Source organism: Gracilibacillus kekensis (genome assembly GCF_900143085.1).
In the GTDB taxonomy this organism is placed as follows: Bacteria; Bacillota; Bacilli; order Bacillales; family Amphibacillaceae; genus Gracilibacillus; species Gracilibacillus kekensis.
Genome location: NZ_FRCZ01000010.1, coordinates 26,984 through 53,714 on the forward strand (window position 1 = coordinate 26,984; position 26,731 = coordinate 53,714).

27 protein-coding genes and 1 pseudogene are annotated in these 26,731 nt (G+C 36.9%); 5 read left to right on the forward strand and 23 right to left on the reverse strand.

Annotation, left to right across the window (positions count from 1 at the left end; genetic code table 11):
• Positions 1-67: 67 nt before the first annotated feature.
• The 22 genes and pseudogenes from BUC25_RS17815 to BUC25_RS17920 all read right to left on the reverse strand — a co-directional run bounded on the left by BUC25_RS17815 (position 68) and on the right by BUC25_RS17920 (position 19,423).
• Positions 68-1,123 (reverse strand): BMP family lipoprotein, encoded by a 1,056-nt coding sequence (locus tag BUC25_RS17815; protein ID WP_073203228.1) that lies wholly within the window; start codon positions 1,121-1,123, stop codon positions 68-70.
• A gap of 113 nt (positions 1,124-1,236) precedes the next feature.
• Positions 1,237-1,959 carry a CoA-transferase subunit beta gene (locus tag BUC25_RS17820; RefSeq protein WP_211619602.1) on the reverse strand — a complete coding sequence of 241 codons (723 nt, stop codon included), beginning with the start codon at positions 1,957-1,959 and terminating at the stop codon, positions 1,237-1,239.
• Positions 1,953-2,786: a CoA transferase subunit A gene (locus BUC25_RS17825; protein ID WP_073203229.1), complete on the reverse strand. Its 834-nt coding sequence runs from the start codon at positions 2,784-2,786 to the stop codon at positions 1,953-1,955. Before BUC25_RS17825 ends, BUC25_RS17820 begins: the two co-directional genes overlap by 7 nt.
• 25 nt (positions 2,787-2,811) lie before the next feature.
• Positions 2,812-4,143 carry a CoA-disulfide reductase gene (locus tag BUC25_RS17830; protein WP_073203230.1) on the reverse strand — a complete coding sequence of 444 codons (1,332 nt, stop codon included), beginning with the start codon at positions 4,141-4,143 and terminating at the stop codon, positions 2,812-2,814.
• A 33-nt stretch (positions 4,144-4,176) separates the two neighbouring features.
• Positions 4,177-4,434: a EutN/CcmL family microcompartment protein gene (locus BUC25_RS17835; protein ID WP_058307995.1), complete on the reverse strand. Its 258-nt coding sequence runs from the start codon at positions 4,432-4,434 to the stop codon at positions 4,177-4,179.
• Between the two features lie 28 nt (positions 4,435-4,462).
• Positions 4,463-5,128 (reverse strand): phosphate propanoyltransferase, encoded by a 666-nt coding sequence (pduL, locus tag BUC25_RS17840; protein ID WP_073203231.1) that lies wholly within the window; start codon positions 5,126-5,128, stop codon positions 4,463-4,465.
• Between the two features lie 17 nt (positions 5,129-5,145).
• A complete protein-coding gene (locus tag BUC25_RS17845; protein ID WP_058307996.1) occupies positions 5,146-5,421 on the reverse strand; it encodes a BMC domain-containing protein in 276 nt (91 codons plus the stop codon).
• A 45-nt stretch (positions 5,422-5,466) separates the two neighbouring features.
• A complete protein-coding gene (locus tag BUC25_RS17850; protein WP_073203232.1) occupies positions 5,467-5,742 on the reverse strand; it encodes a BMC domain-containing protein in 276 nt (91 codons plus the stop codon).
• Positions 5,735-6,130 (reverse strand): BMC domain-containing protein, encoded by a 396-nt coding sequence (locus tag BUC25_RS17855; protein ID WP_073203233.1) that lies wholly within the window; start codon positions 6,128-6,130, stop codon positions 5,735-5,737. Before BUC25_RS17855 ends, BUC25_RS17850 begins: the two co-directional genes overlap by 8 nt.
• Positions 6,127-6,417, reverse strand: coding sequence for a BMC domain-containing protein (locus BUC25_RS17860; RefSeq protein ID WP_073203234.1), 291 nt, complete (start codon positions 6,415-6,417; stop codon positions 6,127-6,129). Before BUC25_RS17860 ends, BUC25_RS17855 begins: the two co-directional genes overlap by 4 nt.
• A gap of 22 nt (positions 6,418-6,439) precedes the next feature.
• Positions 6,440-6,760 (reverse strand): BMC domain-containing protein, encoded by a 321-nt coding sequence (locus tag BUC25_RS17865; protein ID WP_073203235.1) that lies wholly within the window; start codon positions 6,758-6,760, stop codon positions 6,440-6,442.
• A 9-nt stretch (positions 6,761-6,769) separates the two neighbouring features.
• Positions 6,770-8,305: an aldehyde dehydrogenase family protein gene (locus tag BUC25_RS17870; RefSeq protein WP_073203236.1), complete on the reverse strand. Its 1,536-nt coding sequence runs from the start codon at positions 8,303-8,305 to the stop codon at positions 6,770-6,772.
• A complete protein-coding gene (locus BUC25_RS17875) occupies positions 8,306-9,109 on the reverse strand; it encodes a class II aldolase/adducin family protein (RefSeq protein WP_483188994.1) in 804 nt (267 codons plus the stop codon).
• A gap of 34 nt (positions 9,110-9,143) precedes the next feature.
• Positions 9,144-10,205 carry an S-methyl-5-thioribose-1-phosphate isomerase gene (gene mtnA / locus BUC25_RS17880; RefSeq protein ID WP_073203237.1) on the reverse strand — a complete coding sequence of 354 codons (1,062 nt, stop codon included), beginning with the start codon at positions 10,203-10,205 and terminating at the stop codon, positions 9,144-9,146.
• Positions 10,206-10,220: 15 nt separating this feature from the next.
• Positions 10,221-11,438: an S-methyl-5-thioribose kinase gene (gene mtnK, locus BUC25_RS17885; protein ID WP_073203238.1), complete on the reverse strand. Its 1,218-nt coding sequence runs from the start codon at positions 11,436-11,438 to the stop codon at positions 10,221-10,223.
• Between the two features lie 12 nt (positions 11,439-11,450).
• Entirely contained in the window at positions 11,451-12,464 is a 1,014-nt protein-coding gene (locus BUC25_RS17890; RefSeq protein ID WP_073203239.1) for an ABC transporter permease, read from the reverse strand.
• Positions 12,461-13,972, reverse strand: coding sequence for a sugar ABC transporter ATP-binding protein (locus tag BUC25_RS17895; protein WP_073203240.1), 1,512 nt, complete (start codon positions 13,970-13,972; stop codon positions 12,461-12,463). Before BUC25_RS17895 ends, BUC25_RS17890 begins: the two co-directional genes overlap by 4 nt.
• 83 nt (positions 13,973-14,055) lie before the next feature.
• Positions 14,056-15,162 (reverse strand): sugar ABC transporter substrate-binding protein, encoded by a 1,107-nt coding sequence (locus BUC25_RS17900; RefSeq protein WP_073203279.1) that lies wholly within the window; start codon positions 15,160-15,162, stop codon positions 14,056-14,058.
• A gap of 187 nt (positions 15,163-15,349) precedes the next feature.
• Positions 15,350-16,630 (reverse strand): annotated as a pseudogene (locus BUC25_RS17905) (O-acetylhomoserine aminocarboxypropyltransferase/cysteine synthase family protein); the annotation flags it as partial.
• Between the two features lie 117 nt (positions 16,631-16,747).
• The gene (locus BUC25_RS17910) at positions 16,748-17,446 is read right to left on the reverse strand and encodes a sulfite exporter TauE/SafE family protein (protein ID WP_280174070.1); all 699 of its coding nucleotides are present in this window, start codon (positions 17,444-17,446) and stop codon (positions 16,748-16,750) included.
• Positions 17,447-17,626: 180 nt separating this feature from the next.
• Positions 17,627-18,442, reverse strand: coding sequence for an SDR family NAD(P)-dependent oxidoreductase (locus BUC25_RS17915; protein ID WP_073203241.1), 816 nt, complete (start codon positions 18,440-18,442; stop codon positions 17,627-17,629).
• Between the two features lie 69 nt (positions 18,443-18,511).
• A complete protein-coding gene (locus BUC25_RS17920; RefSeq protein ID WP_073203242.1) occupies positions 18,512-19,423 on the reverse strand; it encodes an AEC family transporter in 912 nt (303 codons plus the stop codon).
• A 204-nt stretch (positions 19,424-19,627) separates the two neighbouring features.
• On the opposite strand from BUC25_RS17920, the gene BUC25_RS17925 reads away from it, so the two are divergent.
• From BUC25_RS17925 to BUC25_RS17940, 4 genes are all read left to right on the forward strand, one after another.
• Positions 19,628-20,446 (forward strand): lipoate--protein ligase family protein, encoded by an 819-nt coding sequence (locus tag BUC25_RS17925; RefSeq protein WP_073203243.1) that lies wholly within the window; start codon positions 19,628-19,630, stop codon positions 20,444-20,446.
• A gap of 12 nt (positions 20,447-20,458) precedes the next feature.
• Positions 20,459-21,406 (forward strand): lipoyl synthase, encoded by a 948-nt coding sequence (gene lipA / locus BUC25_RS17930; protein ID WP_073203244.1) that lies wholly within the window; start codon positions 20,459-20,461, stop codon positions 21,404-21,406.
• Positions 21,407-21,468: 62 nt separating this feature from the next.
• Complete coding sequence (locus BUC25_RS17935; RefSeq protein ID WP_073203245.1) at positions 21,469-22,263, forward strand: Cof-type HAD-IIB family hydrolase; 795 nt, start codon at positions 21,469-21,471, stop codon at positions 22,261-22,263.
• Between the two features lie 862 nt (positions 22,264-23,125).
• Complete coding sequence (locus tag BUC25_RS17940; RefSeq protein ID WP_073203246.1) at positions 23,126-23,263, forward strand: YjcZ family sporulation protein; 138 nt, start codon at positions 23,126-23,128, stop codon at positions 23,261-23,263.
• A gap of 130 nt (positions 23,264-23,393) precedes the next feature.
• Here BUC25_RS17940 and BUC25_RS17945 read toward each other — a convergent pair whose 3' ends face one another.
• Positions 23,394-25,670, reverse strand: a complete 2,277-nt coding sequence (locus BUC25_RS17945) for a glycoside hydrolase family 127 protein (protein ID WP_073203247.1) — start codon at positions 25,668-25,670, stop codon at positions 23,394-23,396.
• Between the two features lie 140 nt (positions 25,671-25,810).
• Here BUC25_RS17945 and BUC25_RS17950 point away from each other — a divergent pair, with 140 nt between their 5' ends.
• Positions 25,811-26,674 (forward strand): AraC family transcriptional regulator, encoded by an 864-nt coding sequence (locus BUC25_RS17950; RefSeq protein ID WP_084543528.1) that lies wholly within the window; start codon positions 25,811-25,813, stop codon positions 26,672-26,674.
• Positions 26,675-26,731 lie beyond the last annotated feature (57 nt).

The window sequence follows — 26,731 nt, forward strand, 5'->3', positions numbered from 1 at the left end:
TCATTTTCAAAATTTTTACTACCTGTATGTAAAACAATGGGCTGCTTGTAGAAGCAGCCCTATCACCTTATTGCTCAAGAGGATTCTTTACTTCAATCTCACCTGATATAATTTGATCTTTAATTTCAATCACTTGATCGATGGTATCCTGTCCAATAAAATCATTCAGAGGCGATTCAGATTCTGCCGTAACATATGTTAACCCAACACCATCTTCAGCCAAACCAAATGATTGGACACCTGTTGAAAATTCACCATTCCCATATTCTTTGACAAAATCATATGCAACTACATCAGTGTTTTTAAGTTGTGACAACACAACGTGCTCCGGATCTTCGACAGTTCGATCAATATCCTGCCCTGACGTATAGAATCCAGCCTCTGCTGCTGCTTCAAATACACCCAAGTCACTAACAGCTGCCGCTGCTGCTATAAAATCAGCACCATTTGAATTTTGTTGTAATGCAATTTCTTTAGCTTTGGCAGGATCTTCAAAACTACCAACATAGTTAACTAGTACTTCAGCATTTTCATTAACATGTGCGACACCTTCTTGAAAACCAACAATATATTTATCTAATAATGCGATGTCCTGTGCTGGTATAATTCCAACTGTGTCTGTTTCAGTTGCTAGTCCCGCTGCAGCACCTAGTAAAAAGCTTGCCTCATATTCTTTAAATTCTGCACTTTTAACATTTGGTAAATCTACAATTGCATCTATAATCGCAAAATCTCGATCAGGATTAGCCTCTGCTACTGTAGTTAATGGATCTACTGCATCAAAAGTAGCGGTTAGAATCAGGTCATAACCTTCGGCAACGGCCACTTCTAAGTTTTGTTTTGTCTCTGTAGTGTCAGAAGATTCTATCACATTAATCTCCAAACCGGTTTCTTCTGCTGCTTGTTTGGCTCCATCAGCAATTTGTTGAAAAAAAGGATTTACACCAATCTGATCTGTTAATACCACTGCCACTGATTTTGCCTCTTCTTTAGATTCACTGTTTTCTGCATTACCTTCGTCATTTTCTCCGTTACTTGACTCATCTTCACTTTCTGTTCCACATGCTACTAGAACAAAAGCTAAAAAACCTAAAACAAGTAAAAACAATAAATTCTTTCTCATTTTTTTTGCCCCCTTTTTAACATTATGATTTTGTGATTTCGTTTTATCATAACTACCGTGATTATAATGAAGTTTATAAATAAAATCAATCAATTTTCGATAAATTCTGACAATTACATTTCAGCTGATCGAAAATCATCTGGATCAATTCTTTGCAAGATTTGTAGTTGTTTTCTTGTTGGGCTTTTTGTATACCGAACTTCATCATAAACAAGTGGAAATCCTGTCTGTTTCTGAACCTCTTCAATTGTTGTATGTGGATGTATCGTATCTAATTCTAATTGACCATTTTGAAAAACAAATACACACAATGGCGTAATGATTTTCCAGAGGTTTCCCCTTGTTGTCACAAAGTCCACTTTCTCCAGAAACGTTCGTGGATCATGTTTCGTTCGCCAAATAATAGCTTTTTTAGCAGTCGGAATCAAGACAGCACTTCCTGCACCACCAGGTAAACGTACTTTTGGTTTATCATAGTCACCTATCACCGAAGCATTGATATTCCCGTGCCTATCAAATTGGACACCGCCTAGAAATGCAACATCTAATTTTCCACGCATGGAAAGATCAAAGATTTCATCTAACCCAAAATTGGATTCACCAGCCTCTACCAGATCTGCTCCTGCAGAAGAGTATGATGCTTTTTTAATAGATTCAGGATTGACACCACCGGGGATATTTAAATGGACTAGATTTGGTGCATGTGAGTGTCTGGCTAAGTGCATAGCGACCATAGGCATTTGTGAGGACACACCGTGGAATACCGTTTCACCATCTTCAAGCATATCAGCAATCGTACATGTCATTAAGTCACTGATCCGATAATTATTTACCAACGGATATTCCCCCTTTCTGCACCATAATCTAATTTCTTATAACTATCTATAAAACTTTTAAACTCCTGTTTTTCCTTTAATGATAAAAACGTTCGTAATGCTTTGTCGTCCACGTCATATTTTTGATGGCACGATGTCGGCTGAGCACCTTTTGGCACATGAACAACAGCCTCTACTAGAAATCCTGGAATTGCAATTCGATCACGTTGTTGCTTCATTTTGTATTTAGATACAACCTGTTCCGTTGTAATGATGACTTTGTCTGCGGCTCTCGACATCAGAACATCCTCATATTTAGGTCCAATAATAACTGCATTTCCATCTTCATCACATTCTTGAACATGTATGACGGCTACATCTGGAACAATCGCACGTACTAGTGTAACCGGTTCTTTTGTAAATGGATCTTCCACCACCACAAAATAATCATTTCGATCAATTAAATCTCCAAATTTCAAACCATTTACCGGCATAAAGGGAACATTTGTAGATGCTGCTCTTAAAGCACTAATAACTGTATAACAAGCATGTTCATTTGTCTTAACTCTTCCAGTTTGCACGGCAGCCCGGTAATGTGGTGGTAAACCATATACCGTTTCGTAACTAACAAACCCTGCATCTACTACTTTGACCGCGTCAACTGCACATAGTAAATCGATGTCATGGGCACCAGCTGTTTTTACCAGACGCAAACCAGACTTCTGCTGGCGAGCTAACTCACGAACAAAAGCCATCGGTGCACGATGTAAGACATTTCCGCCTAAAGCCAATGTTGCATGATCCTTAATACCAGAGACTGCCGTTTGTAATGTTGTTAATTTTTTCATTCAGCTCACCTCCATTGCCATTTAATTATTTAATGGCATTGCTAGCAATATGTACAGCATCCCACACACCTGCAAAAGGTGGAGCGTAACATAAGTCAGTCATTCCTAATTCATCAGCAGGCATTTGATTCTGAATTGCAATTGCGAACATGTCAATTCTTAATACTGCCCCAGATTGTCCGATTGCTTGAGCACCTATAATTCTCCTCGTTCTGCTCTCGCAAATGAGCTTGATCCAAAGTGGCGTTTGACCAGGATAATAGCCTGGGTGGTTTGCTGCTTTAACAAATTCAACCTTATAGTCGATGGATAAGTCTTTTGCTTCGGCTTCTGAGAGACCTGTACGCGCCAACTCCAAATCAATGATTTTTACAGCCGCACTCCCCAAGGTACCAATATATTTACGGTGAGCACCGGCTATATTTTCACCGGCAATTCGACCACATTTATTTGCATTTGTGCCTAATGGTAAGTATGCATTCTCTTGTTTCACAAAATGGTAAACTTCTGCACAATCACCTGCTGCATAAATATCTTCAATATTAGTCCGCATTTCCCGATCTATTTTGATCGCACCGTTAGCAGCTAATTGAATACCAGTTCCATCCAGGAATTTGGTAGCAGGTCTAACACCAATTGATAAAATTACCAAATCTGCTTCATAGGTTCCCTTGCTCGTTATCACTTGTTGAACAGATTGATAACCATTAAAGGACTCCACTCTTTCGTTCAAATGTACGTCGACATTATTTTCCTGCAGATGTTCCATTGCTATGTCCGTTATTTCGCGGTCAAATGGGAGTAAAATCTTCTCTGCTTGCTCGATGATACGAACATCCTTACCTAAACCATGCATCGCTTCAGCAAGCTCCATTCCAATATAACCGCCACCAACAATAACCACGTTCTTAATATGTGGCTGGTGAGCAATTTCTTTTAATGCCAGACCATCTTCCATTGTTTTCAAGATATGAATATTATCCAGCTCCAAGCCATCAAATGGTGGGACAATCGCAGAAGTTCCTGTTGCGACCAATAATTTATCATAGTGGTCCAAAAACATTTGCCCCGTATTAACATTACGAACCATTATTTGCTTTCTTTCAGGTGCTACCTTTATCACTTCATGAAAGATATTGACACTGATTCCCTTTTGTTCAAACTGCTGTTTCGTTCGCGCTATCATTTTAGTATGATCATCATTTTCACCAGATACATAATAAGGAAGACCACACGCTCCATATGAAACGTATTCTCCCTTTTCATAAACAGTTATTTCAGCATTTTGATCGATTCTTTTCAGCTTTGAAGCAGCAGACATGCCTGCTGCTACGCCACCGATAACGATTAGTTTCATGACACAGGTCTCCTATTCGTATAATGTTGCTTTTTATAGACCATCTGGTGCTTGATCAACAATACCTACCACAACGGCATCAATTGGTGCATGTTGATGAAGTGCATGTTGAACAGCACTTCCAAAACTAACTAATACGAGTTCACCTTCGCCTGCACCGATTGTATCTGCAGCTACAAACCATTCTTTATTTTCACCATTATAAGGCTCAATAACTAATAGTTTATAACCTTGTAATGTATCATATTTCCGTGTTGAAATTACACGATTAATTACTTTACCTATTACCATTTGTTAAACCTCCAAAGTTGGATAGGTCTTACTTGATTAATCTTAAGTATTCCTTACCCGTAATAGCAAAAGCATTGGCATCATCTGTGTCGATATGCATGTCCAGCGCATATCGCTCACTGACACGGATGGTTACATTCCCCATAATGCCCGCTTTTTCTCCATCTACTTGAATCTGAACTTTTTGATGATTCTCTACTCCGAAAGTTTGCGCATCCATCGGAGACATATGAATATGACGGTCTGCGATAATGCATCCTTCCTCTAAATCAATACGACCTTTGGGACCAATAATAGAGATCGGCGAAGATCCTGAAACATCACCTGAATGTCTAACAGGTGGCTTCAATCCTAGTGTAAAGCCATCGGTCCTTGATACCTCAACTTGTGTCTGTTTTCTGAGCGGTGCAACAATACGTACCCGTTCAATCTCTGACTTTGGCCCAACAATCGTTACTTGTTCTTCACATGCATATTGTCCTGGCTGAGATATATCACGATATTTTTGAAACGTGTAATCTTTACCAAACAAAATGTCAGCATGTGCTTTTTCTAAGTGAACGTGTCGCGCCGAAATACTGACAGGTACACGTGAATTTCTATCGTTTACTACTTCAATTTGATTCGCTTTAATTTCCTCCATCACAGCTTGTGTAATAGCAAGATATATTGCTGATTTTCGCTCTTCATTCATGCATGATCAGCCCTTTATTATTTAAATTGAGGTAACAATTTACTGATGTCGCTGTGCGGACGTGGAATAACATGGACTGCTACTACTTCTCCTACACGTCCTGCTGCTTCGGCGCCTACCTCTGTTGCTGCTTTTACTGCTCCAACATCACCTTTAATAATTACAGATACTAGCCCTGATCCAATCTTTTCACTGCCTACCACTTCTACATTTGCAGCCTTTAACATCGCATCTGCTGCCTCAATTGATGCTGTTAAACCTCTCGTTTCAATTACTCCTAATGAATCACTCATGTGAATACCTCCATTTTTTTTATTATTTTTAACTAAGTGTATACCTTATTTTGAAAGCTTTAATAATTTATTAACATCCGTATGCGGGCGTGGGATTACATGTACTGCTACTACTTCCCCAACTCGTCCTGCTGCCTCTGCTCCTACTTCTGTTGCTGCTTTTACTGCGCCAACATCACCTTTAATGATCACAGATACTAAACCTGAACCTATCTTTTCACTTCCTACCACTTCTACATTTGCCGCCTTTAACATCGCGTCTGCTGCCTCAATTGATGCTGTTAAACCTCTCGTTTCGATTACTCCTAGTGAATCACTCATTATTTTCGTCCTCCTCTATTGTTTTTGTTGCTTGTTTTTTTGTTGTTCTCGTTTTTCGGGTTGCTTGTTTCTTAGCTGTTTGTTGTTTTTCAGCTTTTTTAGTGCTTGGAATTGCGTATTTCAAAATTTCAGGATGTGGATTAGTAATGACAACTGCATTTTTTAATGGTTGATCCGGTTTTGTCTGGTCAACTCGTTTGGCAGTTTCGATTGCTAACGTTACATCAGAAATGGAACCACCAATAATAAGTGATACTAACTTACCACCTAGTTGATTATGACTGGTCAAGAATTCTACGTCAGCAGTTTTGGTCACCTGATCCAACATTTCCATCGCAACAGGAAAATACTTTGTTTCGATAATACCGATTGCTTCATGCTGTATCATGAAGATTCACCTTCTTTATTCGGAATCAGTTTACCATATAATTGTTGATCCGGTTTCGGAATTACTTTTACCGCTACTACTTGTCCGTGCATGGAAGCTTGATCTGCACCGACTTCTAAAGCTGCTTGAACAGAAGCTAAATCCCCTTCAATCATAATCGTTAACAAACCTGAGCCAGCTTGGTCAAACTTCGTTACTTCAACAAAAGCATGTTTACTCATAGCATCGATAGCAATCGTGGCTGTTACAGTGCCTATCACTTCTATTAATCCTAATGATTTCTTCATGATTATTCCCCTAACTTAACTGCTATGGACGCGTTACTTTGCCAATACCTAATAATTTTTCAAGTCCTGGAGCCTGATTTGGTATAAAGCTAGTGACAATATCTTGTTCCTCAATATATTGTTTTGCTGTATGTCTTGCTGTTTCTAATGCAATTTTCACGTCGGAAACATTTCCAGTAAATTTGACTTGTACAACAACTGGAATCTTTGCATGATTACCTGAAGATGGATTATTGCAATCCATTGCTTGAATTTCAACGTCAGCTGTCTTACATGCTTGGTCCATTGCTGTCATTGCTACACTAAAACCTAACACTTCTAATAGTCCAACTGCGTTACCCATCAGCTTCACCTACCCTCTAATGTTAAAACCACCATTTGCAATAACGGTCCGTCTTTGTCTTGTAAAGGTTCTTGCTGATGTTACCCCTTCACCAGTTGGTCCAGCAATCGTCATAGTGGTAAAGCCTTCTCCACGGTATCCTACACCAGAAAGAGAGGAGCCATTATTAACGAAGATAGTAGTACCGATTGCTTTAGCAAATTTTGTTACGTTTTTAATGTGATTGGAATGCATCACAGCTGTATGGCGGTTGCCATGTTCAGCTTTGACTGCTTTTTCAATAGCTTCATCGACTGATTTCACTCTCACTATAGGTAATATCGGCATTAATTGTTCCAACTGTACATAAGGATGTTCAGCATCCACTTCACAAATTAACAGTTTTGTTTGGACATTAGAAACTCCGATTTGTTCTAAAATTTGTGTGGCGTCTTTACCAACCCAGTCTTTTGAAACTAAATAATCTCTGGATAAGTAGGAACAGCCTCCTGGTATACCCTCGGTATTTTCTTTTAAGGTTAGTTTCATTACTTTCTCTAATTGCTGATGATCTAGCATGTGAACCTGCTGATTTAACAACTCAAAAATTAAATCATCTGCTACTTGATCTAATACAAAAACTTCTTTTTCTGCAATACATAAAAGATTATTATCAAAGGAAGCTCCTTCAATGATATCTTTCGCAGCTTGTTTAAGGTCAGCCGTTTCATCAACAATAACTGGTGGATTTCCAGCACCGGCACCAATTGCTTTTTTACCTGATTTCAATAAACTTTTCACCATCCCTGGTCCACCGGTTCCGACTAATAGCTTCACAGATGGATGGTTGGCAATTTCCTGGACGGTTTCAATTGTTGGCTCTTGCACCATCGTTAGCAGGTTTTCTGGACCGCCTGCATTTACAATCGTTTGATTTAAAAGTTGAATCATCTCACGTGATGTTTTTTTAGCAGATGGATGTACATTAAACACGACTGCATTACCGGCAGCGATCATGCCGATCCCATTATTTACGATCGTATCAATTGGGTTGGTGACTGGTGTTACAGCACCAATCACGCCAAATGGTGTCTGTTCGACAAAAGATAAGCCGTCATCACCAGAAAAGGTCTCTGTTTGTAATAGCTCAGTACCTGGTGTTTTTTCAACCGTAAGTGACAGTTTCAAAACTTTATCCTCGTAATTGCCAAGCCCAGTCTCTTCCAAAGCAGACTTCGCAAAGTGATTAACTTGTTGAGCAACTGCCTGACGAATCGAATTTATAAGATTTTCTTTCTCTTCTAACGTGTATTGCTTCATCCACACTTCTTGAGCTTTTGAAGCAGCTTCGATTGCATCTGTTACTCGTTCAAATACACCATCTTTATTACTACTCATATTAAAAGTGTTTGAAGGTGCAGAAGGTGAGAGTTGTTTCATCTTTATTGGTTGTTGTTCAGAACTTTGACCACTAGCTTGCGTTGGTTGTCTATTCTCTACTGCTGCTTCCACATTCTTTAATACGGAATCAATAATTGTTTGGATATCTTTTTCATTTAATTGCAACTACAAGGCGCCTCCTTTCTGAAGTTGTTCGATGACTCGTTTTGTCACTTTTTCGACAATGTCTTGAAGAACCTGTTCTTTTGATTTACTTGCTGCCGGTGTCGAGCTTTGTTCCTCGACATTGCATGGCGGTACACCACCTGTTTTTATTCCCATTTTATTTCGCATTTCAACTAAATCTGATATTTGATTACAATTTAATTCATTCGCTTTATTCAAAATGTTCGTCGAATAGGTCAACATTAAAGCGTAATGCTCTAGTGATTCCATCCGATAATAAGCCTCAAATAAGTCACGCCCCCATGTTAAAGCCCCATGGTTTGCGAGTAAAACCGCATGATGCTCCTTAATCAATGGTGTAATCGAGTCAGGAACTTCTTCCGTACTCGGTGTTGCATATGGTGCAACAGGAACTCTACCTAACAAAACAACTGCTTCAGGAGAGACAGGTTTTTCAAGATCAATGCCTGCAATCGCATAAGATGTCGCCATTGGCGGATGGGCATGAACCACAGCATTTGTATCTTCGCTTTCCCGGTAAACTCTTAAGTGCATTTTCACCTCTGATGAGGGCTTTCGATTTCCAGCAATGATCGTACCATCCAAACGCATTTTTACCATCATATCTGGCGTCAAATAACCTTTACTTACTCCAGTTGGTGTAGTCCAGATTGTGTCAGGGCCAACTCTAACCGATATATTTCCGTCATTTGCAGCCACAAAGTTCTTTTGATAAATACGTTTACCTATTTCGACCATCCATTTTTTAGCTTCAAAATCACTATAATATTTTTTCTGGTACAACGGGTATCCCCCCTTTCCTAAATATGGATTCAAATTAATCAAATAATTTAGCTAAGTTTTCTTTATAAGATGGGGACACAATACCTTTTTCGGTAATAATTCCGGTTATTAATGTATGGTCTGTTACATCGAATGCTGGATTATAGGTCTTTACTTGTTCTGGTGCCATCGATTCACTATACCATTTTGTTTTAATTTCTTCCTCTGGACGTAATTCGATTTCAATATCATTACCAGTCTCAGTATTGAGGTCGATCGTTGACATCGGAGCACAGACATAAACCGGAATACCATAGTGCTTGGCTAATATCGCTACACCTGAGGTACCGATTTTATTCGCTGCATCTCCGTTCGCTGCCACACGATCACATCCAACTAAGACTGCTTGAATTTTCTTTTGACTCATTACAATCGAAGCCATATTATCACATATTAGTGTAACATCTACTCCTGCTTCATTTAATTCCCAGGCAGTTAAACGTGCTCCTTGCAACAACGGTCTTGTTTCATCAGCAAATACTTTAAAATCGTAACCTTTTTCCTCGCCTAAATAAATAGGCGCTAAGGCTGTTCCATATTTTGCTGTAGCTATCGTACCTGCATTACAGTGAGTTAATATCCCCCAGCCTGGTTCTAAAACCTCTAAGGCATGACGTCCAATTGCTTCACACACCTCTTGATCTTCTTTTTTAATTAAATTTGCTTCATTTTTTAAAGCACGTATTATTTCAGAAATAGTTGCTTCTTTTTCTTTCATTAGTCTTGCTTCCATTCGGTCGAGTGCCCAAAATAGATTGACTGCTGTTGGACGCGACGAAGCTAATTTTTCTTTTGCTTTTTTAAATTCCTGGTAAAATGCTTCAAAATCGCTTGCAGTACTATTTTTAGTAACAATGTAAATCCCATATGCTGCGGCAATTCCAATTGCTGGTGCGCCTCTTACTTTTAATTGATAAATAGCATCCCAAACATCATCTACCGTTTTAAGTTGTAAAAACTCTTTCTTATTTGGCAGCTTTGTTTGATCTAATAGAATAATGGCATCATTTGCATCATCCAATTTGACCGATTCAATCACTGTTACATGGTCTGCCATGTTTGCTACCTCCTTTTAATCCAAAGCTTTTTTTATCTGAAAGACAAAGTTATCACCAGTTTTAAAGGTTTCTCTGTTTAAAATAAATTGCTTAGCGGCAGTAAGGCAATTTATTTCTGCCTTTTGCCTTGCTTCTTCCTGTTTAATCGAGGTAATATCTGCTACTTTTGCTAGTCCAATAATACGACGTGTTAGCTCCAACCCAACAACCGCTGCCGTATCTTTTAAAATACTGTTAAGATAATAGTTTTGGAAACCTTCATAATTTGCGACAAATTCCTTATCGGTTTCCTGCCACAGCTTATTGAACTTCACTTTAAATAGATCAATTACATCTCTGATTGTAGTGGTAATATATTTTTGAAATTGATCGCGTTCTTCAGCATCTGAAATAGTTGCTTGTCCGTTCGCATATGCAAATATTAAATTTGCAACAACATTACCTATGTCATAACCAGCTGGCCCGTAAAAAGCAAATTCAGGATCTATTACTTTCGTGCTATCCTTTTTTATAAAGACGGAACCTGTATGCAAATCGCCATGAATCAAAGATTGTGCGTTTGTCATAAACTCAAATTTTAATTTTGCTGTTTCTAATTGTAATTGTTTGTCGCCCCAGATTTCTTTTTCAATAAAGGGACGTGTTGCAGGAAATACTTCATTTCTTTCACAATCATAAAATGGTTCTGTATACACTAAGTCTTCCGTTATTTCACACAATTCCGGGTTTATAAAACTTTTCACTAACGCTTTTTTCTCTTTAGCGTTCGTCGCTACATCTGAAGTTAACAACAATGTCTTTACCATAAAAGTAGTAATATGATCGGCGAATTCTGGAAATGTTTGATGCTTGATTAATGCAGACCGCATAATCTCATATTCTGATAAATCTTCCATTGCAAAACAATTCATAACAGGGTCATATCGGTAAGTTTTCGGTGTATGCTCTGGCACATATTCATACTGAATCTTTAGGATATCGCTCTCGATACGATTGCGATCAGGAGATACTTTGAATTCATCAGAAATTCTTGCCACCGGACCTGCTTGTTTTAAAATAATCGAATTTTTATTTTTTTCATCTACGATCTGAAATACATAATTGAGATTCCCATCACCAATTTCCTTACAAGTTAGTTCTGCATCACTTTTAAAATAATCTAATTTCTTTTTGGCATATTCCATTGCTTGTTCTTCATTCATTGTAAAATATTCGGTTGAAAAATCAGTCATCCTTAATACCTCCTATTTTAATTTGTAGTAGGTTACCGCTAATGCTAAAGCAAATACTCCACCTTTTACGATGTCCATCGCATAATACGGAACAGACATCATTACCAGTCCATTTGCTAAAATACCTATTAATACTGCTCCAACGAAAGTTCCAAGTGCATTTGGTTTACCAGCGCCTAGAACCGATAAGCCAATAAATGCTGCAGCTACAGCATCCATGAGGTAATTCTCTCCAGCATTGATCTCAGCTTGCATTACACGAGAAGCGAGCACAATTCCACCTATTGCCGCCAAAAGAGCGGATAGTACATAGGCAAGTACTTTATATTTATTTACAGGAATACCTGATAACCTTGCTGCTTCCTCATTGCCACCAATCACATACATATACCTTCCGTGCTTTGTATAAGTTAAAAATATGTGTACTATAAACACGATTACCAACATGAGAATAATAATATACGGTGCTTTACCTAATAAGGAAAACACATCTGTAATCATACCTTCAGAGTAGCTGCCATCAGGCATAATCATATTCTCTGATATAGTGGCACTTCGAGTATAAGTTAATGCTACCCCTTGTATGACAAACATAGTTGCTAGTGTTAAAAGCATATCTGGTATTCTCATTTTTACGATCAAAAATGAGTTTAATAGTCCTACTAAAATGGCCGCCACCAGAGCTACTAATATAGCAATCAGCGTCGACTGTCCATACCAGACAAACATCGATATTACGACAGCATTTGCTAAAGAAGCTACGGAACCAATCGATAAATCAAAACCATTTACAGATAAGGAAATCGTAAGTCCGATAGCAATAATTGTAACAATAGAAATTGATCGTAAAATATTCTCAATATTGCTCCACTGTAAAAAAGCAGGATTGGCGATCGAAAATATAACAATTAATAAAATAATGGTGATGATGGTCCCATATTTATAAAGAAACTGAAAAAAATCGAATGACTGCTTATTTTGCTTTGGAGAAGATGATGAATTAGACGTATTGGAACTTGCACTCATGAATCCCTTCCCCCTGTCGAATAAAATAATAATTGCTCTTCTGTTGTTTTGTTTGTTTGTAATTCTTTGACAACTTTCCCATCATAAATCACATAGGATCGATCCGTAATACCTACGATTTCAGTCAATTCACTCGAAGCATAGATAATCGACTTCCCTCTTTTAGCTAATTCAAGAATCAAGGTGAAAATATCTTTTTTAGATCCAACATCCACACCCTTTGTTGGCTCATCAAAAATATACACATCCGCATCTGCAATTAACCATTTACCGATGGCTATTTTCTGTTGGTTTCCACCCGAAAGATTAGATAGTTTCGTTTCAATCGATGGTGTTTTGACTCCTAACTTCTCTACCATTTCCGCAGAAACTGTACGCTCTTTTTTGAAATTCAAAAAAGAAAAACGACGTACAAATGATGATAAATGAGCAGAGGTTAAATTGGTACTGACTTTTTCCTCTACCAATACCCCCTCTTTGCGACGTTCTTCTGGAACAAGGGCTATACCATAATTAACAGCCTGGTTAGAGTTACGGATATTTAATGTTTTTCCATGCATTTTCACAATGCCTTCCAGGTGTGAAGACTCTCCAAATAATGCTTTGCAAATCTCTGTCTTTCCTGCCCCAACTAAGCCTGCTAGTCCAATTACTTCTCCTGCGCAAACATGAAAAGAAACGTCTTCTACCTTTTCATCATCACGCAAGTGTTTCACTTCGAAAACTTTCTCCTTTACTTCACGTTCCATTGTTGGAAATTGTTCTTCCATTTGTTTTCCTAACATCTTTTCTACAACGGAATCGATCGTAACCTCATTTATTTGATTGTGACTGATAAAATTCCCATTACGCATAACCGTTATCTCATCACATATTTCAAATAATTCTTGAAGTCGGTGTGAAATAAAGATGACGCCAACATTACTTGAACGCAATTGACGTACGATTTCAAATAATTGGTCAGTTTCTGTATTACTAAGAGGTGCAGTCGGTTCATCCAATATTAAATAACGACAATCTCTCGATATCGCTCGAGCAATTAATACCATTTGTTTTTCTGCTAATGTTAATGTTCGTACGAGTCGTCGAGAAGATACATGTATGTTTAATCTCTCTAGTAAGCTAGAAGCCTCTTTATGAATTTGGGAATATTGAATAAATTGTCTCTTCCCCATACCATTTACCATTTTGTTTAGCATAATATTTTCGCCTACCGTCAGATATGGAATTAATGCTGTATCCACTTCTTGATAAACGATTTGAATACCTAATTCTTTCGCATCCTGTGGTGAGCGTATTTCAATTTTCTTATCATTTAAAATAATGTCACCAGTATAATGTGTATATGCACCAGAGAGCACTTTCATCAGCGTTGACTTACCAGCACCATTGGCACCTATTAAAGCGTGTACCTGCCCCGTATGCATCAGAAATTGTGCATCATCTAAAGCTCGAACTCCAGGAAAATCTATTGTTATATTTTTCATTTTCAATATTGATTGTGGCATTGTAATCACCCGCCTTTTTTTACGGATACTTATAGTATGTAGAAGATAGAAAGCCATGTAGAGGCTTTCTATCCATTTTATTCTTAATTAGAGTGATGTTCTTTTAAAGTGGCCATCCAATCTTCTTTAAATTGATCAGACTCTCCCCATCCTTCAACAACATCTGCTAAGGTTTCCATGTTTACTTCTTCATCCGAGGCATTTAACTCTTCTTGAGAAATCATCGATGGTTCAAGAGATGCTTCTTGTGGCGTTTCTTCACCTGCGAATTTTTTAGCTAGTAATCTTACATTTACAGCACCAATTAATTTCGGGTCGACTGCAGCTGTATATTTCCAAGGACTGTTTTCCTCTTGCATTAGTTGAAGATCTGCATTGGAAACATCAATACCATATACATCAATTTCTTCTCTTCCAGCTTCTTGAATTGCTCGAGTCGCTCCAACAGCAAATGCATCCCATGTTGCAAAGATTGCGTCAATTTCACCTTCTGGTAATTCTGTCAACCAAGCTCCAACAGCTTCTTGCGTTTTTGTTTGTGGATCCGTAGCATCTCCAAATCGTTTCACTTCTTTAATACCAGGATTTTCTTCTAAGACTGTTTCATACACATTATTTCTTCTCACCATTGGTGGAAAACCATCTACCCAAAGATAACCAATATTTGCTTCGGGATGTTCTTCTACTAACTTATCAAGAGCTAATGTAGCTAGTTCTTCATCATTTTGAGATGTAAGCGTAACTCCATCAATCTCCAATGCACCTTCATTTGTATCAAATGCTACAACTTCAATCCCTTTATCTCTGGCTTCCTGAATTAATTCCACCGTAGTGTCATCATCACCATGAGAGATAATTAAACCGTCATATTCTTGGTTAATCGCTTGTGAAATTGTGTCATGAAAGCTTGTAGTATCCCCATTTGCTGAGAATGTATCTACCTTCATTCCTAATGCTTGACCTTCTTGTTGTGTACCTGCTAAAAATTGCTGTGTATGATCATCCCCACCAATTTTACGGATAACCATAATTTCCAGTTGTTCACCAGATTGTAATGCCTCGGGTACACCTTCTAAGTCTGTTGTTTCTGCTGACTCATTACTGTTTCCTTCATCTGTACTACTTTCATCATCTTGACCACATGCGGTAAGTATACTTAGTAAAGTAATAACAATCGCAAATAACCACATTTTACTGTTTTTCACTATTAAAACCCCCTAAAATTTTTTATGATAACATACCGTGTTTTTATTTTTTGGTATGTAGTATCCACTAAATACGTTTATTTTGTAACCTTTTTATTACTTCTTTTGTTAGTTGATTAACAATATCTTCAGAATTGTTATCGAGCTCTGGTTCTCCCGATGTGGACGGAGACAAATTAGTCGCTTTTCTTAACGATTGATCTAAATCAGAAAATAAATCATCTATATTTTCTAGTCCGACAGACAGACGAACCATATCTTCTGATACTCCTGAAGCTTTCAGCTCTTCACCTGATAATTGCAAATGAGTCGTCGTTGCTGGATGAATAATTAAACTTTTTGCATCACCTACATTTGCAAGGTGAGACCATAATTCCATGTTATTTATTAGTTTACTGCCTGCTTCTCTTCCGCCTTTAATTCCGAAAACAAGTACAGAACCAAACCCATTTTCTAATTTTTGTTTGGCATACTCATGTGATGAGTGTGATGTTAAGCCCGGATATGTAACCCAACTTACGGCAGGATGACTCTCCAATTTTTTTGCTAGTGCTAACGCATTATCATTATGACGTTGCACTCGTAAATTTAGTGTTTCTAAACCTTGTAATAATTGAAAAGCATTGAAAGGACTTAAACATGCACCTAAATCTCGTAATAATTGCACCCTTAACTTGGTTGCAAAAGCGATATCACCAAAATCTTTGGCATATACGATGCCATTGTAACTGCGATCTGGTTCAATGAAACCTGGATATTTATTGGAATTCCAATCGAAATGACCACCATCTATCACAATACCACCTATGGAAGTCCCGTGACCCCCAATCCATTTTGTAGCAGAATGAACCACTATGTCTGCACCTTGCTCAATCGGGCGACACACGTAAGGTGTAGCAAATGTGTTATCGACGATTAATGGAACTCCTGCCTCATGTGCAATTTTCGATACAGATGGTATATCGAGTACGTGTAAACTTGGATTACCTATCGTTTCAGCAAAAACTGCTTTCGTTTTATGATTTATTGCCTTCTTAAAATTTGTTGGATCTGTAGGATCAACAAAGTGAACCTTTATACCATATCGAGGTAAGGTTATTGAAAATAGATTATACGTACCCCCATAAATATTGGTAGCTGCAACAATCTCATCACCCGCAGAAGCAATATTTAATATTGACATCGATATACCTGCCATACCTGATGCTGTAGCTACTGCGGCAACGCCACCTTCAAGTAATGCCATTCTTTTTTCAAAAACGTCTAACGTTGGATTCATCAAACGACTATAAATATTGCCATTTTCCTGTAATGAGAATAATTTCTCAGCGTGCTCTGTATCTTCAAACACGTAGGATGTGGTTTGATATATTGGAACTGCTCTTGAACCTGTCGTCGGATCAGGTGTTTGTCCACCATGTAATAATAATGTTTCTATGTGCTTATCACCCATTTTGTAACCCCCAATTATCTTTAAGGTGAAATAATTAAAATAATCATAACATATTACTTTCGAAATTTGTCGAAAATATCATTAATTCAGAAAATTCAAAAAATTATCAATTGATTATTAACCAATAATTAATCGAATTGCCCCGAGTGCAGCAAATACTAATACTAATATTTGAAATACTTTTTGGGGCATTATTTTTATAACTTTCACCCCAATTAACGCCCCAATTAGAATCGCAGGAATTAACCATGCATTAAATTTAATAGATTCCACTGTGATAATACCTAAGGAAATATAGAAGGGTATTTTAATGACATTTACAAATAAGAAAAACCATGCACCAGTCCCAACAAATTCTTTCTTCGGTAAACCTTTGACCAATAAGTAGATAGCCATGACACCACCTGCTGCATTTCCTATCATTGTAGTAAACCCTGCTAATATTCCCATACTAATAGTAAAAACTTTAGATTCTGGCAACATTTCTACAAACTTTTCTCCTAATTTTTCACGACTAATATGTAATACAATTAATGCTAGCACTAAAATACCTACCATTGGTTTCAATTGCTCACTGGTTACAACATCCAAGACGAAATAACCAAGCACAATTCCGATTAAAACCCATGGGACAAGTGAAAATAAATAACGCCAGACAACGTCTCTACGATAATAGGTAACAGCAAATAAATCCCCGATGATCAATAAAGGTAATAGTATTCCCACAGATTCGCGAGCAGGAAAAATCATCATAAAAATTGTGACAACTAATATCCCCATACTTGCTACGCCTGCTTTAGCAAAACCTATTAACAATCCACAACATACGATTATTATCCATTCAATTATTGATAAGTCAAAAATAACAAACACCTCATATCCAGTTGTTTACCACGATGTAATTGTCCACTTTACCGAAACGGTTCGAATCCTAACAAAAAAAGCTATGTAGAGAATGAACGGACGACTAACTACGTGATATGTTTTGTTACTACTTTAAAAATCTTGCAATCTCAAAAATCGATAATCTTGATTTTTTGTTTGAGATGCTTTTTTGTTCAGTTCTTCCAAAATATCGTAAACAGTAATAATTCTTCCTTGAAAAGCCTTAAGTTTGCCTAATACAATGTTCTCTACCCAACTGGGAGCTTGGTCTTGTGAAACATCGATATTATCTTCAAACAACTTCTCAATATTTGCTAAATATTTTTTTCCTACATCACTTGTTCTTTGGTATTTTGTCATATCTGTATCATTTAAACCTGGATCAAGTGCATATATTTCGATTGGATCCTCGCTCAATTCTACTGATAGATTTTCAGTGAACCTCGCTATAGCTGTTTTGGACGTACCATACCCATTTCCATAAGGGAAGGCATCTAATGTACCACCACCAACCAAGTTGATTAGTTTTCCATGATTTTGTGACAACATAATCGGAATAACACTTGCAGCGCATTGATAGGTACCGATAACATTGGTTTCAATATCCTGTTTAAATAATTCCGGTGCGACTTCCCACGTCTTTCCAATCGCTTGGAAGGAACCAGCATTATTCACCCACACATCAATCTTACTGTATGTATCGATCACATATTTTAGTGTCGATTGCACTTCCTCCAGGTTTGTCACATCCATTGTAACCATGCGATGATCTCCTGAATATTGAAGTAATTCTTCTCTTACTTCATCCACCTTCTTCATATTTCTTCCTGAACCAATGACTGTATATCCTCTTTTGGCAAAATAGATTGCCATATTGCGTCCAATTCCTCTTGAAGCCCCTGTTATAAAGATAACCTGTTGATCCATTTTATCACCTCATAATTTTTTTGAATGTCTTCATTCTAATTGAAAGATGACTATAATAAAAATAGTTTGCTAGACAACAATATTTACCATGATCCATATTAGAATAAAGCTTGTTATCATCGTTAAATTGGATGCTGTTCCGACCAAGCGTTGATTATAGCCAAACATAATGGCATACGGTAAAACAGATGCTGGTGTTGGTAAAATGAAGCCGATTAATAAGGTGAATTTGAACATATCTTCGACAGGCAGCCACAAGTAACAGGCAATACCTGCAAATAATCCGATCCCATATTTCGTAGCTAAAAATTTCAAGATAAGTGTGCCATACCCTTTGGCAAAAGAAAAATTCAAATACAGGCCGAGCAGTAATAATGAAAGTGGCATATTAGCTACAGAAATCGTATCTGAGACAGTGATTATTATGTTTGGCAGACTAATTCCGATTATGCTTAATAGCCCCATGATCAAATAGGTTTGTAAGGGAATTGACTTCGATAATTTCACTATAATCGAACGTGTTTCTAACATCCCACCACTTCCAGCATACATACCTGCAATAATATAACTTAGACCAAATACGATAAAGGCATTCCCTATATCGAACATACCAAAATATTTTAGCCCTTCAAAGCCAAATAGACCTTCTACTAATGGATAAGCAAACAAGCCAATATTTAACCCAGGTACCATCATACTAAAAGTCCCCTTAATATCCTTTGTATGATTCCTGAATATGTATATTGCCATAAAACCGTTTACTAGACCATAAACAAAGGCGATAACGATTAAATAAAATAAGGAAGCTGTAAACTCAATATCACTAAACGTAACAATAATTAAGCAAGGAAGGGTTAAATTAAACACAATCCTTGCGATAGCTTCACCATCTTTTTCTTTTACAAGATTATTTCTTTTTAATAAATATCCGATTGTAATAATAACAATCGATATCAAAAATTGTTCATTAAATCCACTCATTTGCTGACTGTCTCCCTACTGAAAAAATCCTAATTCCTTGTACTACTATACCATATCTTGCAATAGTAATAATCCCACCAATTTTTTTGACAGAAAGATATCCAAGTTGTACCATTAATAGAGTAATTGCATGAATTTTTTGAATTGTATTTCAATTACATTTAAAGGAGGAATAGTACTCTTTTTTGAAGAGACTAATATTATATGACAGAGACTTGGTACTTTTTAGACACGAACAAACAGACACCGGCTTATAATATGGCTGTAGATGAATGTTTATTAAATTGGCACAGCAACCAGCAAATACCACCGATTATTCGCTTTTATGAATGGTTACCAGCTGGATTGTCAGTAGGATACTTTCAAAAAACCAAAAACAAGATTAACATGGAAGCAGTCCAAAAAAACAATATTGAACTAGTTAGAAGATTAACTGGTGGTCGCGCAGTCTTACACGATCAGGAATTAACGTATAGTGTGATCGTTTCGGAAAACCACCCGAAAATGCCTCGTTCTGTTAAGGAAGCATATCTCGTCTTATCTAAGGGTTTATTAGAAGGTTTTCAATCCTTAGGAATTAATGCATCCTTTGCTATACCTGAGGGTAAGTTAAATACAAGTCAATCTGCCGTTTGTTTTGAAGAGCCTTCATGGTATGAGCTTGTGATTGATGATAAAAAAGCAGCAGGCAGTGCACAAACAAGAAAAAAAGGTGTCATACTGCAACATGGATCTATTCCTTTAGAAGTTGACGATCACAAACTCTATGACTTATTTATTTATAAGAATGAAAAAGTGAAGGAAAGAGCAAGGGCTGCATTTAGCGACAAGGCTATTTCTATTGCACAGGCCGCAAACCGTGATATTACACTGAATGAAGTGAAAAAAGCCTTCAAAAAGGGATTTGAAAAAGGACTAGACATTGATTTACAACCACTTGAATTAAATGAGGAGCAGAAGTTAGAAATTAATGACCTTATGCACAGCAAGTATTTAAATAATGAATGGAATTTTTCGAGATAGGAGACGATACAAATGGCAAAAAAAGAGGAACATTTACGTAAACCCGAATGGCTGAAAATTAAAATTAATACAAATAAATCGTACAATCGTCTAAAACATTTGATGCGAGACAAACGTTTAAATACGGTATGCGAAGAAGCAAAATGCCCTAATATTCACGAATGCTGGAGTGAAAGAAAAACAGCTACTTTTATGATTTTAGGTGATACTTGTACAAGAGGTTGCCGTTTCTGCGCTGTTAAAACTGGGCTTCCTAATGAGTTAGACTGGGATGAACCACAACGAGTTGCTGAGTCTGTTGAGATCATGGGCTTAAAACATGTTGTTGTGACCGCAGTGGCGAGAGATGATTTAAATGATGGTGGAGCAGCAGTGTTTGCTGAAACTGTACGACAAATACGTGAAAAAGTTCCTGGATGTACGATTGAGATTTTACCTTCTGATATGAAAGGTGATTATGAGAGCCTACATACTTTAATGGACAGTGGTCCTGATATTTTTAATCATAATATCGAAACAGTCAGAAGACTTACAAAAAAAGTTCGCGCCATTGCAATGTATGATCGTTCGCTTGAATTATTGCGCAGAGTGAAAGAAATTGCTCCTAATACGCCAACCAAATCAAGTATTATGGTTGGACTTGGTGAAACGAAAGAAGAATTAGTGGAAGCAATGGATGACCTTCGCGCAAACAATGTTGACATTGTCACGATCGGTCAATACTTACAACCAACCACACGACATTTAAATGTCGAACGTTATTATCATCCCGATGAATTTAATGAATTAAAACAAATTGCTTTATCCAAAGGTTTTAAACACTGTGAAGCTGGACCTCTTGTTCGATCATCTTACCATGCAGATGAACAAGTTAATCAATCCGCAGCACAACGTCGGATAAAGTATATGAAGGGGTATGAAGAAACAAGTGGTCAGGAATTAAATAATATCACTTTTTAATAATGTACGTGAGACATACTCGGAAGTTAATATGAGTAATCATAAGGAGCTAATTAAAATAAATGAAAACTCATTATCAAGCATTATTTTTAGATATTGATGGTACGATCTTAAGACGTGATCATACCATTGAAGATACTACCAAGGTTGCGGTAAACCAGGCACAAGCTAAAGGCATAGAAGTATTTTTAGCAACTGGTCGGCCGCTTCATGAAATCAGCGATATTGCAGAAGAACTAAATATTAACTCTTTGATCGGTTATAATGGTGCATATGCTAAATATAAAGGTAAAACTTTAGTGGATGAACCAATGTCTGCATCTGTTATTGATCAATATTTAGGGATAGCGAAGGCCAACAACCATGAGATGATTTTATATACAGACAAATTAAATTTACTTACTTCTGTTTCAAATCCTATTGTTCAGAATTTTGTTGACTTCTTTCATCTAAACAGCTATCAACCATACGAAACTAGGTTCCGTAAAGATATTTTGGGTGTTACGTTAATGAATGTGAGACCGGATGAACCAATATTATATGACCTTGAAAGTGAGAACATATATTTTTCCCAAGTGAATGTCTCTGGACTAGAGCACTGCTATGATGTGATCAGAGAGAATGTCAATAAAGGATTTGCGATAAAAGCGATTCTTGATCGATTGAACATTTCTTCTAAGAATGCCATTGCTTTTGGTGATGGGATGAATGATAAGCAAATGCTTCAATATGTTGGTGAAAGTTTCGCAATGGGAAATGCCACTCCGAAATTGTTTCAATACGCAAAACACCGCACAACCTCAGTAGAAGACTCAGGAATATATAACGGATTAAAACAACTAGGCATAGTCGAATAATTTTTACAATTATTCGGCTTAATTCTTTGAATACTAGGAACAACTACAAAGTTCACTGTTTTGCTTAGTAGTAATTTTGAAATAAGTGATGTGCTTACATACCGCTCCGGCCGATCGCTTCGCTGTATAATAAGTTCTACAATGCTTGTGACAGTTAAATTTTTGACCTCTTACTCCTATCTACGAGTTTTTCTCTTGACAAAAATAGGATAATGCCTCTTCTTGCTAGCGTTGTAGAATATTAAATTAGCGAAGGCGTCCGCTTCCACTCCTACGGGATGTTTTTATCCGAAGATCCACTTTGGCAAGCGGTTTTTGCTTTCCAAAGTTAGCTGAGGAGAAAAACCCGTGGAAAGGGAAGCGGACAAGCCGTAGCGATTGCAAAGCAGTATTATTCTCTCAAAATTACTACAATGGAAATATAATTACTGCTTAGTATTCTTAAAATACACAACATTACGTCTTGCCTCGATCGTGTTTGAGGGTGAGAAAATTGGTCATGTCTCATGCGCACAAAAGAGCCAACTTTTTTAGAAGTTGGCTTTTTTGTGTTTTGTGAAAACAGACACCTTAAATGGATAGGGGAGCAACAAGCTATCATACATATAAGCAGGCTAAAGTGGACTAATTATTCAGCTTACATGTATTTTATCAATTAATGAACTTTCCACATTCACTAATTAATAGGTTACGTATAATATAACAAAGGGAAAACATCCCTACATTAAACTTGTTAAAAAATCTAACACTAAAATTTCGAAAATCACACACGCCCATTTTTATCAAAACTAGACATTTACCCTAACTTATTCTTGACTCCAACATACATTATATAGTGATAATACACAAGGAGGTTGATTAAATGAGCTATTACGGTGGCTGTAATCCATGTGGTGGATATGGTAGCGGATATGGTGGCGGTGGTTATGGCAGCGGATTTGCCTTAATCGTTGTACTTTTCATCTTGTTAATAATTGTTGGTGCTTCTTTCTATAGTTAATCAAAAGAATTGGATACACTAACCCACCCCCAATAAAACGCTCGGGCAATGCTATTTAAAACGAAATCCGGACGATCTACAAATTCACAAATAGAATTTGTAATCGTTCGGATTTTTCAATTATGACACATTATAATGTTGGCTCGTTTAAGACTCTTAGATGATAGACCCCTCCCGCGATTTTTCCTTGACCTGCTGAGAATGTTACCGTTACTTTCTCTTTACCTTCTACAAATTGAGTCGGAATAGAATAGCTTTTTGTGTATAGCTCTCCAATATCAGGCTGATTAAAATGTTCCCTCGCTATAAAATGATCATCCACACGAATCGTAAAATCTCTTTCCATCTTGAGGCCATCTAGTTCTAGACTAGCATCATTTTTATTATAAGTAACTACCAAGTACATCGGTTGCTCAGGATTCACTGCCAATTCGTAACTGAAATAACCACCATCACGTGCATCCCGCCATCCACTATGCACATCATTCCTGTAACCAGAGAACGAATTTATCACTTTTAAATGGTGATCAACTTCTGGTTGTTGTTCATTTGGGGTTACTTCATCTATTATAACGTTCTGTTCTCTTGCTCGTTTCTTTTTCTCCTCGTCTCCAACTTGCTGATATGTCGTTTCACTCATAATATTCCAATAAATCGTATAGCGCTCATGATGGACGTTGAAAAATGGCTTTAATGTTACTTTCTGATTACCTGGTTGACCGATAGCTTTCGTCTCAAAGATTAGCTCTTTTTCATCTTTTAAAGTAATCCAATTCGACAAATCTTCTTCTGTTACCAGTGTTGGCACCTCTATTAATGGATGGTTATTTAATGATTGGTGATCGTCTAATATGTCTGTATTTGGAAAATTCTCACGCCCCAGTGCGCCTGCTAAAACTAACGGTCCATACATGATAACCTGTTTCTTGTCATCATCTTTTGCAAGATATCGAAATAGCTCCATTGATAAATCAAATGAAATTTCGTCGCCATTTTGCCATTCACGTTTTATTGTGAAATAGCCATCTTCCTCTTCCACTTTTTGATGCTTCCCATTTACTGAAACTTGACTATCATCCTTTAACCAAATAGGCTTTCGAATTCGTATCTCCGTTATATCATCTGTCACTTTTTCTAATTTTAAAGAACTACTCTGCTGAAACGGAAAATCTGTTTGTTGTTTGATCATGATACGGTCATCATGGAAGGAAGCTTTTGCTGACAAAAATAAATGAACGTATAACGTATCCTCTCTCATTTCAAATATCCGACGATTATAACGCGCAGGATTTTCCATTCCTGTCCCTGTACAACACCAAAATGAATTATCATGAGAATGATAGACTTTAAAATGACCGGGTTCTGTTGAAACAAAGTATGTTTTCATTCCCGAATCAGGATCCTGTGATGCTAAAATATGATTATATAGGGCACGTTCATAATAATCAAAATAATAGGAGCTTGGTTGCCAATCAAATAAAAATTCTGTCAATTTTAACATGTTATATGTATTACATGTTTCTGTCGTTAAAATACCTAATTCCTCTGAATTTTCAGGTCCAAAGTGTTCCCTAATACTATTTCCACCTATCGCATATGTTCGATAGCTTACGACTTGCTCCCAAAAAAAGGTGGCGATTTGCTTATATTTATCATTACCTGTAATGTTATATAACTTAGCTGCTCCAATCACTTTTGGAATTTGTGTATTGGCATGCCTTCCTTCTAAATCGTCTTGTTTGTTTGCCAAAGGGGCTAAAACTGCTTTATGGTAAAACCTCTCAGCTAATTCTAAATAACGCTTATCATTTGTAATGAGATATAAGTCTGCAAACACCTCATTCATGCCTCCATGTTCACACCTTAACATCTCTTGAAATTGGTTTTCCGTTAAATCCTTTAAACCGTTATATGCCCAATCTGATAATCGGATTACCACCTGTAGTGCCTTTTCAGAACCGATAATTTGGCAAACGTCGATTAAACCAGCATAAATTTTGTGGATAGAATACCATGGGACCCAAGAACCGCCTAAACTAAAATTGCTGACTTCGAATTCACCGGTAAAAACTTGATCAAAGCAATCTCTTGGAAATCCACTAAGATAACCATCAAGCTCTATCGATTGAATTTTCTCTAATTCCGATAAAGCATATTCTAGCTTTTTCTTTAATTTAATATCACCAGTGGCTTGATACATAGTTGCAGATGCCGACAACCAGTGACCAACCGAATGACCAGCAATTTGGGTTGATTCCCAACCTCCATACCTTTCTTTTTTCGCCTTCACACCAACTGCTTCATAACATGGCGCCACAAGGCGATCCACATCTAAATTAAGTAGATATTCTTTCCCTTTTTGCTGTGAATCATAGAATAGCCCGTCTAATAGTTGAATCTTTCCCATACTTTCCACCTCCGTATTCCGTTCATATACAAGTATGAAAGAAATTCAACGAATTGTACATTCAAAAAAAGTAAAATTACATATCTTTTTTTTGTATTATGTTATAATTCTATTACTATTAAACTAAAGGCGGATTAATATTGAATAATAAAATTGAAATTATAAACAGCAATATAGCATTAATCCATGAAATTGGAATAATGGATGACTGTGAAGGTATTTTAAAACATCCAAATCGAATTATGCCGGATTTAAATGTCTTTGTATATGTCATAAATGGCAAACTTCAAATAAATGAAGATGGAAAATCGTACATTTTAGAAAAGGGCTCCTATCTTTTTCTCAGAAAAAATGCCCATCATTGGGGAGAGGATTATTACCAGCCTGGTTCTGAATGGTATTATATTCATTTTTTTAATCACTCTCTTCCTAGTGAAACTTCAGAATACAGTCCATATGGTAAAACTTCATTAATTAATCAAGATGAATACCAATCAAAAATTACATTGCCGAAGTTTGGAACGGTTAGCCAAAGGAAATATATTATTTCTCAACTTGATAAACTATTAGAAATGTTCGAATCTTCCCATCCACTCCGCCCAATGTTAACGAGTATGCAATTGCATCAATTTTTTTTAGAATTATACCTTGAAAACCTGGAATCTTTCGCTAACAAGAAATCAAATCGAATGATCATTCGGATGATTAACTACATTGATGGAGCAAATAAAAAAGTGACAAGTCAAGAAATTGCCGATCATTTAGGAATGAACTATGCCTACTTATCAACTTTGTTCAAAGAATACACTGGAAAAAGTGTCACACAATATCAAAATGAAAAAATGATCGAAAAAGCAATTCAGCTATTCAGAAAAGAAAACGTAAACGTTGCCGAGGTAAGTGAACAGCTAGGCTTTTCCAATCCATTTTATTTTAGCCGTGTATTTAAAAAAGTCACTGGACTATCTCCTTCCGCATATTTACAGCAAATCTATCGTTACTAATATTTATGTATACAATTTGAGTCAAAGAGAAGGTATGTTTAACAAAGAAAATTTCTA